This window comes from Microbacterium dextranolyticum (assembly GCF_016907295.1).
GTDB classification, from domain to species: Bacteria; Actinomycetota; Actinomycetes; order Actinomycetales; family Microbacteriaceae; genus Microbacterium; species Microbacterium dextranolyticum.
This window is the reverse complement of record NZ_JAFBBR010000001.1, coordinates 1,616,289-1,628,249: the sequence shown is the minus strand read 5'-3', so window position 1 is coordinate 1,628,249 and position 11,961 is coordinate 1,616,289. Positions and strand designations below refer to the sequence as shown.

The window sequence follows — 11,961 nt, the reverse complement described above, 5'->3', positions numbered from 1 at the left end:
TTTACGGGGCCGCGTCGACGATCTTCGCGAGGGTGCGCAGGTTCCGTGTCGTCGTGCTCTTCTTGTAGGCGGCCTTGCCCAGAACCTTGCCGAACGGGGTGTCGAGCGTGCGCCCTTTCTCGGGGCTCCAGAAGACGACGCCGTGCCCGACCTGCACCGGATCCTCGGCCGGGTCGAGCCGCGCAGCGACGTCCGAGAGCGCGTCACGCACCGTCGCGTCGCTGCAGAACACGACGTACGGCTGTCGTCCGTCGTCCTCGGCGTCGAACGGGTAGGCTCCGAGCGCCGCATGCAGCTCATCGAGCGAGACGAGCACGATCCACGCGTCGTAGTCGAAGCGCTCCCGCAGCGCACGCTCGATCGTGGCCTTGAGAGCGGGTCTGTCCGCCGCGCGGGCGTCGGCGCGGAACCGCACGTTCCCGCTCGCCAGCACCGTCGTCACGTCGGTGAACCCGAGCTCCCGGAAAAGGGCGCTCAGGTCGGCGCTGCGAATGGTGATGCCGTTCACGTTGACTCCGCGCAGAAGCGCGACCCAGGTCGTCATACCCGAACGCTATCGACACCGTCCGTTCGCGCGGCGATCATCTCGAGGAACAGCTCGTGAAATCCCGTCTCGCCCGTGGCTTCCGGGTGGAAGGCGGTGCCGAGGAGGTTCTCCTGACGCACGGCGACGACGCGACCGTCGGGGAGCGTCGCGATCGCACGTACGTCCGGCCCCCGCTCGACCACGACCGGTGCCCGGATGAAGGCGGCGTGCACCGCCCGCTCCATGCCCTGCACCTGCAGATCGGTCTCGAACGACTCCGCCTGGCGGCCGAAGGCGTTGCGCTCGACCGTGATGTCGAGGCCGCCGAAGCTCTGCTGGCCGGGGCTCGGATTGGCGATGCGGTCGGCGAGCAGGATCAGCCCCGCGCACGTGCCGTACACGGGCAGGCCGCGCGCGATCGCCGCGCAGATCGGCAGGCGCAGCCCGAACTCGCGCGCGAGCTTGTCGATCACGCCGGACTCTCCCCCGGGGAGGATGACCCCGGACACCGCCTCCAGCTCCTCCGGCCGGCGCACCAGGACGACGTCGGCTCCGAGCCGAACGAGCATCCGGCTGTGCTCCCGGACGTCGCCCTGCAGCGCCAGCACCCCGACGCGGGTCACGACCGCACCCGTCGACACCGCGCCGAGACGGAGGGCAGACGCGCCGCGAGGCGGGTGCTCACCAGCCGCGCTCCGCGAGACGGTGCGGGGCGGGAAGATCGGTCACGTTGATGCCGACCATCGCCTCGCCGAGGCCGCGCGAGACCGCGGCGATCACGGTCGGGTCGTCGAAGAACGTCGTGGCCTTCACGATCGCGGCCGCCCGCGCCGCCGGGTCGCCGCTCTTGAAGATGCCCGACCCGACGAACACGCCGTCGGCCCCGAGCTGCATCATCATCGCCGCATCGGCGGGCGTCGCGACGCCGCCGGCGACGAACATGACGACCGGAAGCGCGCCCTTCTCGGCGACCTCGACGACGAGGTCGTAGGGCGCCTGCAGTTCCTTCGCCGCAACGTAGAGCTCGTCTTTGGGGAGGGCGGCGAGGGCGGCCACCTCGCCGCGGATCTTGCGGATGTGCTTCATCGCCTCCGAGACGTCTCCGGTTCCCGCCTCGCCTTTGGAGCGGATCATGGCGGCGCCCTCCGTGATGCGCCGCAGCGCCTCACCGAGGTTCGTCGCGCCGCACACGAAGGGCACATCGAACGCCCACTTGTCGATGTGGTTCACGTAGTCGGCGGGAGAGAGCACCTCGGACTCGTCGATGTAGTCGACACCGAGCTCCTGCAATACCTGTGCCTCGACGAAATGACCGATCCGAGCCTTCGCCATGACCGGGATCGACACGGCCGCGATGATGCCGTCGATCATGTCGGGATCACTCATGCGCGACACACCCCCCTGCGCACGGATGTCGGCGGGCACGCGCTCGAGCGCCATGACAGCGACGGCCCCGGCATCCTCGGCGATCCGCGCTTGGTCGGGGGTGACGACGTCCATGATGACGCCGCCCTTGAGCATGTCGGCAAGACCCCGCTTGACGCGGGTGGATCCGGTGGTGGAAAGGGACATCGAGTGAACTCCTCGGAGGCGACGACCGGTCGAGATCTTGACCTAGGCCAAAAGCTAGCATGTCCTGTCACGTAGACTGGCACGCGGCGAGAGGGGATGCCGGTGGCCGCAGAACAGGCGCAGAACGACGACGGCGCGACGGCGATCGCTCGAATCGTCGGCGCCTCGGCGATCGACATCGCCGACAGCATCCGGACACACGTCGAGCGCGGCACGCTCGCCGCCGGCGCGGCACTTCCCCCCGTGCGCACCCTCGCGGAGGACCTCGGCGTCAATCGCAACACGGTGGTCGCGGCCTACCGCGTCCTCACCCAGGCGGGGATCGTCGAAGCACGCGGTCGCGCCGGCACGCGCGTCGCCGCCCGTCTTCCGGTGGCTCAGGAGGGCTTCGCGCACGGCACCGTGCTGCGCGACATCGGCACCGGCAACCCGGATGCCGCGCGGATCCCCGACCTCACCCCGGCGCTCCGGAGCGTCGTCGGGCGCCCCGTGCTCTACGGCGAGCCCGTCATCGATCCCGAACTCGAACGCTGGGCGACGACCTGGATGCGCGAGGCCGCCGGCGACGACCGCCCTCTCCGTCTCACGATCACCGGTGGCGCGTCCGACGCGATCGAGCGCCTCCTCGCCCAGACTCTCACGCGTGACGATGCCGTCGCTCTGGAGGACCCCTGCTTCCTCGCGAGCCTGAACACCGTACGCCTCGGGGGCTATCGGCCGATTCCGGTCCCCGTCGACGCGGAGGGCATGACTGTGGAGGGCCTGCAGACGGCGCTGGATGCCGGTGCCCGCGCGGTCCTCCTCACGCCCCGCGCCCAGAATCCGACCGGCGCGAGCCTCACCGCGACGCGCGCCGCCGAGCTGCGGGCGGTCCTCGAGCACCATCCGTACGTCCTCGTCATCGAGGACGACCATTTCTCGCTGCTGTCGGGCGCGCCCTTCCACTCCGTCATCGGCCCCGGGCACCGCCGGTGGGCGCTGCTGCGATCGGTGTCGAAGTTCCTCGGCCCCGACATGTGTCTGGCCGTCGTGGCATCCGACCCCGACACGGCAGAGCGGCTGGCCCGTCGCCTGAACCCGGGCGCGACCTGGGTCAGCCACCTGTTGCAGCGGCTCACCCTCGCTCTGCTCACCGATCCCGGTGCGGCGCAGACGATCCGTGCCGCCGCGACCCATTACGCAGAGCGCAACGCCGCCGCGGCAGCGGCCTTCACCCGCCACGGCGTCCCGACCTCCGCCGGCGACGGGCTGAGCCTCTGGGTCCCGCTGCCGGTGCCGGCCCGGGCCGTCACGGAGCATCTGATGCGGCGGGGCTGGCTCGCACGTCCCGGCGACGAGTTCGTGCTCGCCGACACCAGCGCTGCGCGCCGGCTGCGCCTCACCGTGCACGATCTGGCCGACGCCGAACTCGAGCGCCTGGCCACCGACCTCGCCGCCGCGGTCGACGCGGCATCCGTCCCCTCCCCTACGAAAGCAGGATGATCGTCCGATGAAGATCCTCTCCATCCAGTCCGCCGTCGCCTACGGACACGTCGGCAACTCGGCCGCCGTGTTCCCATTGCAGCGCATCGGCGTGGAGGTGCTGCCGGTCTACACCGTGAACTTCTCGAACCACACCGGGTACGGAGCGTGGCGCGGACCGCTGATCTCCCCCGACGACGTCCGCGAGGTGATCACCGGCATCGAAGAGCGTGGCGTGTTCGGCGAGATCGACGTCGTGCTGTCCGGCTATCAGGGCGGGGAGGGCATCGGCGACGTGATCCTCGACGCCGTGGCCCGTGTGAAGGCGGCGAACCCCTCCGCCATCTACGCGTGCGATCCGGTCATGGGCAACGCGAAGAGCGGATGCTTCGTCGCCCCCGCGATCCCGGTCCTGCTGCGCGAGCGCGTCGTGCCGGCGGCCGATCTCATCACCCCGAACCAGTTCGAGCTGGGTTTTCTCACCGGCACTGAGCCGACCGACCTCGCCTCCACTCTCGCGTCGGCGGACGCCGCACGCGCCCTGGGCCCATCGACCGTGCTCGTCACGTCGGTGGAGCGTCCCGACCGCCCCGAGGGCACGATCGAGATGCTCGTCGTCACCGACGACGGCGCCTGGATCGTGCAGACCCCGCACATCCCGATGAAGGCGAACGGCTCGGGCGATGTGACGGCCGCACTGTTCACCGCTCACTTCCGCACGTCCGGCGACGCGGCGGATGCCCTGGCGAAGACCGTCTCGAGCGTCTACGACCTGCTCTCACTCACCCATGCGTCCGGACAGCGCGAGCTCCAGCTCGTCGAGGCTCAGGAGTTCTACGCGCATCCCCGGATGCAGTTCCCCGTGACGCGCGTGCGCTGAGGCCTGTGCCGGAACACGACACACCTCACGGAAGGTCGTAGGGCCAGCGGTCGCTCAGCTCGGGGGAGATCGCATCGAGCGCGACCCGCGTGCGCACGCGGTCGGAGTCGGTCGGATCCTCGACCGACTCCCCCGCCGCGAGCACGTGACCGACCATCAGCCACTTCGTGATCGAGAGGTGCAGGGGTGCGAAGCGTGCCACCGCGCGTTCGCCGTCGACGTGATCGAAGAACCACACGTCATCGCGCGGCCCGAGCCACCATTCGTCGCCCTGACCGTTATCCCCGACGAGTACCCACCCGCGGGGAACGTCGAGATCGACCCAGTACAGCGGGTCTTCGCGCTCACGTGTCTCGACCGCCGCGCGGCGCGCATCGAATGCGGTGATGTCGCCGCACAGTTCGATCGTGCGCACGGGCAGCCGCGACAGCCGGCGTTCGTCGATCGGGCGTCCCGCGGCGCCGTCGTCCGGACCCCCGACGTCCGTCACGATTGAGCGGGCGCAGGCCAGGCGGCCGCCACGGCCTCGCGGACCTCGCCGAGCAGCTGCGGCAGCGCCTTGGTGCGCGCGATGATCGGGAAGAAGTTCGCGTCGGATGCCCAGCGCGGCACGATGTGCTGGTGCAGGTGCTCGTCGACGCCGGCGCCGGCGACCGCGCCCTGATTCATGCCGATGTTGAAGCCGTCACAGCGAGAGACGGCGCGCAGGACACGCATCCCGATCTGTGTCAGCTCGCCGATCTCAGCGACCTCCTCGGCGCTCGCCTGGTCGTACGTCGCGATATGGCGGTACGGGCAGACGAGCATGTGCCCGGAGTTGTAGGGGAACAGGTTCAGCAGGACGTACGCCGTCGCGCCGCGGTGGACGATCAGGCCGTCGGCGTCGGACTTCTGCGGAGCCGCACAGAACGGGCATCCACTCCCCCGCAACGCGTCGGCGCCCGTGGCGATGTACGCCATGCGGTGCGGCGTCCAGAGCCGCTGGAAGCCGTCGGGGACGCCGCCGAAGTCGCTCGCCTGCTCGAGGCGCGCGTCGCTGTCGGCGTCCCCGGCGCTCATGCCAGATCCTCGGCCGTGTTGACGAGCAGCCTGCGCGAGATGGCATACACGATCTTGTCGATCGCCTCGTCCACCGGGATGCCATTGGTCTGCGAGCCGTCGCGGAAGCGGAACGACACGGTCCCCGCGGAGCTGTCCTGCTCACCCGCGATGAGCTGCAGCGGCACCTTCTGCGTCGTGTGGGTGCGGATCTTCTTCGGCATCCGGTCGTCGGAGTGGTCGACCTCGGCACGCACGCCCGCCGCCCGCAGTCGCGCGACGATCTCGTCGAGGTACGGCGCGAACGTCTCGGCGACCGGGATTCCGACGACCTGCACGGGCGCCAGCCACACCGGGAACGCTCCGGCATAGTGCTCGAGGAGGATCGCGAAGAACCGCTCGATCGACCCGAACAGGGCGCGGTGGATCATGACCGGACGGTGCTTCTCGCCGTCGGGTCCCGTGTACTCCAGCTCGAACCGCTCAGGCTGGTTGAAGTCGAGCTGGATCGTCGAGATCTGCCACGTACGCCCGATCGCGTCGCGCGCCTGCACCGAGATCTTCGGGCCGTAGAACGCCGCTCCGCCGGGGTCGGGTACGAGTTCCAGCCCGGATGCCTCGGCCACCTCGCGCAGCGTCTCGGTCGCCTCGGTCCAGAGGCGGTCGTCGCCGATGAACTTCAGGTTGCCGTCCTCCTTGGTCGACAGCTCGAGGTAGAAGTCGTTGAGGCCGTAGTCGCGGAGCGTCTGCAGCACGAAGTCCAGGCTATGGGTCAGCTCGCTCTTGACCTGATCGGCGGTCACGTAGATGTGCGTGTCGTCCTGGGTCATGCCACGCACGCGGGTGAGACCCGAGAGGGTGCCGCTCTTCTCGTAGCGGTAGACCGAGCCGAACTCGCTCAGGCGCAGAGGCAACTCGCGGTACGAGCGTCCGCGTGAGCGGAAGATCAGGTTGTGGAAGGGGCAGTTCATGGGCTTCAGGTAGTACTCCTGGCCCTCGCGGCTCACGTGCCCGTCGGCATCCACGACCTCGTCGAGCACCATCGGGGGGTACATGCCGTCGGCGTACCACTGCAGGTGTCCGCTGGTCATGAACAGGTCGCCCTTGGTGATGTGCGGGGTGTTCACGACCTCGTAGCCGCTTGCGAGCAGGCGCTCGCGCATGTACCGCTCGATCTCGTAGCGGATGATGCCGCCCTTGGGGTGGAAGACCGCGAGGCCGGGCCCGATCTCGTCGGGGAACGAGAAGAGGTCGAGCTCCTTGCCGAGCTTGCGGTGATCGCGCTTGGCGGCCTCCTCGAGGCGCGTCTGATAGGCGCGCAACTCGTCCTTGGTGGGCCACGCCGTGCCGTAGATGCGCTGCAGCTGGGGGTTCTTCTCACTCCCCCGCCAATATGCGCCGGCGACACGGGTCAGGTCCCAGCCGTTGCCGATGAGGCGCGTGCCGGGCACGTGCGGGCCGCGACACAGGTCGCGCCAGGCGGTCTCGCCGTCGCGGGTGACGTTGTCGTAGATCGTCAGCTCGCCGCCGCCGACCTCGACCGACGCTCCCTCGGTCGCGCCGGCACCGGGGCCGCCGGCGAGGCCGATGAGCTCGAGCTTGAACGGCTCGTCCGCCATTTCGGCGCGCGCTTCGTCCTCGGAGACGACCCGGCGGACGAACCGCTGGTTCTCGCGGACGATCCGCTCCATCTCCTTCTTGATCGCCTTGACGTCGTCGGGAGTGAAGGGCTCGTCGACGCCGAAGTCGTAATAGAAGCCGTCGGTGATCGGCGGGCCGATCCCGAGGTTCGCCTGCGGCTTGATCCGCTGCACAGCCTGCGCGAGGACGTGCGCGGTGGAGTGGCGAAGGATCGACAGGCCGTCGGCGCTGTCGACCGTGACGGGCTCCACGGCATCCGTCTCGTCGACGAGCGTCGCGAGGTCTTTCAGCTCGCCGTTGACGCGCAGGGCGACGACGGAGCGGTCGGGGAACAGGGTGAAACCGTCGGCGGGGTACGACACGTCCGCCGCGGGTGAGACGTCAGTCACAGAAGGGTCTCCAGAGGATGGATCGGATGGATGCTCAGCTTCGGGCGCCACCGCGCCCCGCCCGCTCAGGCGCGGGTCGTTCGTGTGCCGGGCGTTCGCGCGCCGGTCGCGACAGCGATGATCCGGCTCGGTTCCATATGTGCAGTCTATCGTCGCGGCGCGGGTCCATGATGGATGCCGTGATGCTTGCCGTGATCGGAGCGGTGCTGCTGCTCGTGGGCGGCGCAGCCGTCGTGTTCGGAGTTCTGCCGTCGGCCGACGCGCTGGAGATCGGCGACCGCGTGTGGCCGATCCTGCTGTTCGTCGTCGCGGTGACCGTGGTCGCCGAGCTCGCGGCGAACGCGGGCGTGTTCGATGCGGCTGCGGCCCGCCTCGCGCGCTGGTCGCGCGGCCGGGTGATCGTGCTGTGGCTCATGGTGGTGGCCTTCGCCGCGATCGTGACGGCGTTCCTCTCGCTCGACACAACCGCCGTCCTGCTGACCCCCGTTGTCGTCGCCGTGGCGCGCGCGAACGGGCTGTCGCCGATGCCGTTCGCCTTCGCGACCGTGTGGCTCGCGAACACGGCCTCGCTGTTCCTCCCCGTCTCGAACCTCACCAACCTTCTCGCGGCGCATCGGCTCGGCGACCTCGACGCTCTCGGGTTCTTGGCGCTCCTCGGACCGTCGGCGATCGTCGCCACCGTCGTGACGGTGATTCTGCTCTGGCTCACGAATCGACGGGATCTCCGCGGGCGATTCACGCCCGCACGCCCGCCGCAGGTCGCCGACCTCGTGCTGCTGCGGATCTCGGCCCTCGTCCTCATCGTCATGATGCCGCTGCTCGTCATCGGCATCCCCCCGTGGATGCCCGCGTCGGGCGCCGCGATCGTGCTCGCCATCGTCTTCGCGTGGCGATCGCCTCGCGCCCTGCGCTGGGCGCTGGTGCCGTGGCAGCTCGTGGTGTTCGCGTCGGGCCTCTTCCTCGCCGTGGGCGCCGCAGAGGCGCTGGGCTCGGGCGCTCTGCTCGCGGCGGCGACCGGCACCGGAGACGACCTCGTGTCGCTCTGGCAGGTCGCCGGCGTCGGGCTCGTGGGCGCCAACGTGGTCAACAACCTTCCCGCCTACTTGGCGCTCGAATCTGCCGCAGGTTCCCCGGTGCGACTCGCGGCCCTGCTCATCGGCGTCAACGCCGGGCCCCTGATCACCCCCTGGGCGTCTCTGGCCACGCTCCTGTGGCACGAGCGCCTGCACGCCGTCGGTGTGGACGTGCCCTGGAAGCGCTACATTCTGCTGGGTCTCGTCGCCGCGCCGGTCACCGTCGCGCTCGCCGTCGTTCCGCTCGCCCTTCACTGAGGGGCGGCGACCGCCGGTCGACGCCGCCGCGCCGGTCAGTCGAGGGTGACGTCGACCTGGATCTCACCCGCGAGGTCCTCGAGCGCTGTCGCCAGCGCCGCGGCATCCGTCTCGGCCGCGAGTCGCACCGTGACGGCGGCTTCGAAGAGCGTTCCGCCACTCATCGGCGCCTCGAGGGTACGACTGCGGAACGTGTCGATACCGAGCGAGTGCGCGGCGACCACAGCGGTCACGTCGCGGACGATTCCCGGGCGATCGTTGCCCAGAACCGTGAACGAGACGGACGACACGGGCGCTGCTGAGTGCGCGGCGCGAGCGTCGTGCGTCGTGATCCGCAGAAGCCCGTCGAGACCGCGCAGCGCCGTCGAGAGGTCGGCGACCCTGTCATCGGGAACGTCGACCAGAACGATTCCCGCGAACGCGCCCGCGAGCTCGGCGAGTTCGCTCTGCTGCCAGTTGCCCTCGTGCGCGGCGATCGTATCGGCGAGGGCGCGGACGAGTCCGGACCGGTCGTCTCCGACGACCGTGAGCACGAGATGGGCCATGGCGCGAGCCTAACGCTCAGCCGAGTCGGCAGGGAGGGGCGTGATCCCGCGGGTCTCAGACGCCGAGTTCGTCGACGAGTGCTTCGATGCGGCGACGGATGTCGTCGCGGATGCCGCGGACCGCCTCGATCCCCTGGCCTGCCGGATCGTCGAGCTTCCAGTCCTCGTAGCGTTTGCCGGGGAAGAACGGACAGGCGTCGCCGCATCCCATCGTGATCACGACGTCGGAATCGGCGACCGCGTCGCCGGTGAGGACCGCGGGCGTGCGGGTCGCGATGTCGATGCCTTCCTCGGCCATCGCCTGCACCGCGACGGGGTTGAGGGTGTCTGCCGGTTCGCTGCCCGCGGAACGCACGCGGACGCGATCGCCCGCGATCGCCTCGAGGAATCCGGCGGCCATCTGCGAACGACCGGCGTTGTGCACGCAGACGAACAGAGCGGTCGGCTTCTCCGACATGATCGTTCCTTCCACTTCTCTGCTCCGACGAGCCGATCATCCCATGCTCCGTGAAACGCAAAAACCCCCGGGGATACCGGGGGTTTCTCGGTGCGCGATACTGGGATCGAACCAGTGACCTCTTCCGTGTCAGGGAAGCGCGCTACCGCTGCGCCAATCGCGCCTATACAGGCTGTTCAGTTATGAGCGAGGTGGCGACGGGATTCGAACCCGTGTAAACGGCTTTGCAGGCCGGTGCCTAGCCGCTCGGCCACGCCACCATGTGGTTCGACCCACGTGTCGGAATCAGCCCAGGTTCAGACCTGGGAAGACACCTGCACTCGAGCGGATGACGAGACTCGAACTCGCGACCCTAACCTTGGCAAGGTTATGCGCTACCAACTGCGCTACATCCGCGTGCTCCCTGGTTGCCCCGGGAACTTGATCGACTTTAGCCCAGATTCGGGACATCGCAAAACCGAGTGCAGCCCGCGCGTGTCTCGCCGTTCGCTCGGCACTCGATTCGTCGCCGGGGCCACGCATCGGGTAGCATCGTGTGTCGGCCCTCGCGGCCACGGGCGATTGGCGCAGTTGGTAGCGCGCTTCCTTCACACGGAAGAGGTCATCAGTTCGAGTCTGGTATCGCCCACCGACACAAGGCCCTCGGTTTCGACCGGGGGCCTTCTCGCGTTCAGGGTAGGCCGCGCCGCCTCCACCGCGATGCTCGCCGTCAGGAGGCTCGGGCCGCACGGCGCAGAGCCTCGCCGAGAGCCGCGGGCGTGCCGAGTGCACGGCGCGCGTCGCCGAGCGCCCGCCGCAGCGCTCCGGCGCCCGGCGCGGGCCCGTCGATCGCCGCAGCCGCGATGACGTGCGCATCGCTTGCCCAGAGCACGGCCTCGGGCGGGGCTCGACGGATCAGCACCCGCGCAGCCCCACGGTGATGCGTCGTTCCGCCCTCGCGCGCTCGTGCGGAGTGACGGCGGCCAGCCGTTCCGACGGCGGCGAGAACCGGCACCAGCCGGGCACGCACCACGTCCGTGGTGCGTATCGGCAGGATGACGCACACCGCCAGCAGGCCGATCGCGACGCCGACGCCGATCTCGACGAGCCGCATCCCGATCAGCGGCGTGGGCTGTCCTCCGAGCCGTTCGAGCAGCGTCAGCGCGACGGTGACACCGAATGCCCATACCGCGTAGCTCACCTCGCGCAGAAGGATGCCGATGCCGACGGCCGTCAGGATGCATGCCACGATCAGGGGCTCGAAGCCGGGCGCGACGCTCAAGGGAACGAGCGCGACGAGCGACCCGGCGGCGGCGCCGACGAATCGGTGCACACCCTTGCTCACGGCGTCGGCGCGTCCGCGCGGCAGATAGGCGACGATCACGGTGCTGAGCACGACCCACGCCCAGTGCGAGCCGAACCCCGCCACGCCCACGACGAACGCCGCCGTCGCGGCGACGCCGACCTGAACGGCCATCCGTGTCGTCGCGGAGAGGCGGCGCGCCGGCGGGCGCGCCCCCGGGCGCTCCGCCGACGGATGAGCCGCCGCGCCTCCGGCGACGCCAGGAGAGGCCGCCGTGGAGAGACGGCGGCGCTGCGCATCGCTCCCACGCACGCGAACCGGCAGCTGGACGATCGTCACGACGGTCCAGGCGAGCACGGAGATGAGCAGCGGTTCGACGATCGCGAGCACGGGGCCGTGATCAGCACCAGCCCCCGCGGGCAGGAACAGGACCGCGAGCAGCGGTGTGCCGGCGATCGCGCTGATGCGACGCCCGATCTCGCCGAAGCGCCGCACGAGCGTGGCTCCCACGAGCGCGACGACGTAGACCGCGGCGCCCGCCCAGAACACGTCGTGCAGCAGCACGCCGAGCCCCATCGTCACCAGGCCGAGCACGGGGAGGAGCACGAGCGCCTCGACGCGCCCTCGCGCATCCCTCTCGAACTGGCTGCGACTGAGCGAAGACGCCAACGAGATGCCCAGCATGACCGGGGCCGGTTCGGGGTCGACCGCCAGGATCACCCCGACGACGATGGCCGTCGCCAGCAGGGCGAGCGCTCCTCGCCGCAAAGCCAGCCCCCTGCCCGCGCCCACGGCGGACTTCGCGGGCCGCCGCATCGACTCCGCCGACGATGTCACGG

General features: G+C 69.9%; 12 protein-coding genes and 4 tRNA genes. 4 read left to right on the top strand and 12 right to left on the bottom strand.

Going from position 1 to position 11,961, the window contains the following annotated elements; all coding sequences use genetic code 11:
• Position 1 precedes the first annotated feature (1 nt).
• The 3 genes from JOE64_RS07475 to pdxS are packed head-to-tail and all read right to left on the bottom strand — an operon-like array spanning position 2 to position 2,098.
• A complete protein-coding gene (locus JOE64_RS07475; RefSeq protein WP_204963668.1) occupies positions 2–544 on the bottom strand; it encodes a DUF1697 domain-containing protein in 543 nt (180 codons plus the stop codon).
• Positions 541–1,149 carry a pyridoxal 5'-phosphate synthase glutaminase subunit PdxT gene (gene pdxT, locus JOE64_RS07470; protein WP_204963667.1) on the bottom strand — a complete coding sequence of 203 codons (609 nt, stop codon included), beginning with the start codon at positions 1,147–1,149 and terminating at the stop codon, positions 541–543. The genes JOE64_RS07475 and pdxT overlap by 4 nt, the downstream gene beginning before the upstream one ends.
• A 58-nt stretch (positions 1,150–1,207) precedes the next feature.
• The gene (pdxS, locus tag JOE64_RS07465; RefSeq protein ID WP_204963666.1) at positions 1,208–2,098 is read right to left on the bottom strand and encodes a pyridoxal 5'-phosphate synthase lyase subunit PdxS; all 891 of its coding nucleotides are present in this window, start codon (positions 2,096–2,098) and stop codon (positions 1,208–1,210) included.
• Positions 2,099–2,200: 102 nt separating this feature from the next.
• Between pdxS and JOE64_RS07460 the strand changes: the two genes are divergently transcribed.
• Both JOE64_RS07460 and pdxY read left to right on the top strand, forming a co-directional pair.
• Positions 2,201–3,580: an aminotransferase class I/II-fold pyridoxal phosphate-dependent enzyme gene (locus JOE64_RS07460; RefSeq protein WP_271202544.1), complete on the top strand. Its 1,380-nt coding sequence runs from the start codon at positions 2,201–2,203 to the stop codon at positions 3,578–3,580.
• 7 nt (positions 3,581–3,587) lie between these two features.
• A complete protein-coding gene (gene pdxY / locus JOE64_RS07455) occupies positions 3,588–4,439 on the top strand; it encodes a pyridoxal kinase PdxY (RefSeq protein WP_204963664.1) in 852 nt (283 codons plus the stop codon).
• Positions 4,440–4,464: 25 nt separating this feature from the next.
• Here the strand turns inward: pdxY and JOE64_RS07450 are convergent, their stop codons facing one another.
• The 3 genes from JOE64_RS07450 to thrS are packed head-to-tail and all read right to left on the bottom strand — an operon-like array spanning position 4,465 to position 7,507.
• Positions 4,465–4,929, bottom strand: coding sequence for an SMI1/KNR4 family protein (locus tag JOE64_RS07450; protein ID WP_204963663.1), 465 nt, complete (start codon positions 4,927–4,929; stop codon positions 4,465–4,467).
• Positions 4,926–5,498 (bottom strand): HIT family protein, encoded by a 573-nt coding sequence (locus JOE64_RS07445; protein ID WP_204963662.1) that lies wholly within the window; start codon positions 5,496–5,498, stop codon positions 4,926–4,928. Before JOE64_RS07445 ends, JOE64_RS07450 begins: the two co-directional genes overlap by 4 nt.
• Entirely contained in the window at positions 5,495–7,507 is a 2,013-nt protein-coding gene (thrS, locus tag JOE64_RS07440) for a threonine--tRNA ligase (protein WP_204963661.1), read from the bottom strand. Before thrS ends, JOE64_RS07445 begins: the two co-directional genes overlap by 4 nt.
• A gap of 170 nt (positions 7,508–7,677) precedes the next feature.
• Here thrS and JOE64_RS07435 point away from each other — a divergent pair, with 170 nt between their 5' ends.
• Positions 7,678–8,838: an ArsB/NhaD family transporter gene (locus JOE64_RS07435; protein WP_204965007.1), complete on the top strand. Its 1,161-nt coding sequence runs from the start codon at positions 7,678–7,680 to the stop codon at positions 8,836–8,838.
• 35 nt (positions 8,839–8,873) lie between these two features.
• Here the strand turns inward: JOE64_RS07435 and JOE64_RS07430 are convergent, their stop codons facing one another.
• The 5 genes from JOE64_RS07430 to JOE64_RS07410 form a co-directional block, all read right to left on the bottom strand.
• Positions 8,874–9,383 carry a glycine cleavage system transcriptional repressor gene (locus JOE64_RS07430; RefSeq protein WP_204963660.1) on the bottom strand — a complete coding sequence of 170 codons (510 nt, stop codon included), beginning with the start codon at positions 9,381–9,383 and terminating at the stop codon, positions 8,874–8,876.
• Positions 9,384–9,438: 55 nt separating this feature from the next.
• A complete protein-coding gene (locus tag JOE64_RS07425) occupies positions 9,439–9,840 on the bottom strand; it encodes an arsenate reductase ArsC (RefSeq protein ID WP_204963659.1) in 402 nt (133 codons plus the stop codon).
• Positions 9,841–9,931: 91 nt separating this feature from the next.
• Positions 9,932–10,003, bottom strand: a tRNA-Val gene (locus JOE64_RS07420).
• A 26-nt stretch (positions 10,004–10,029) separates the two neighbouring features.
• Positions 10,030–10,100: transfer RNA gene (locus tag JOE64_RS07415), tRNA-Cys, on the bottom strand.
• A gap of 63 nt (positions 10,101–10,163) precedes the next feature.
• Positions 10,164–10,236 (bottom strand) — tRNA-Gly (locus JOE64_RS07410).
• Between the two features lie 159 nt (positions 10,237–10,395).
• Here JOE64_RS07410 and JOE64_RS07405 point away from each other — a divergent pair.
• Positions 10,396–10,468 (top strand) — tRNA-Val (locus JOE64_RS07405).
• Between the two features lie 81 nt (positions 10,469–10,549).
• On the opposite strand, the gene JOE64_RS14790 is transcribed toward JOE64_RS07405, so the two are convergent.
• Entirely contained in the window at positions 10,550–11,959 is a 1,410-nt protein-coding gene (locus JOE64_RS14790) for an FUSC family protein (protein WP_204963658.1), read from the bottom strand.
• Positions 11,960–11,961 lie beyond the last annotated feature (2 nt).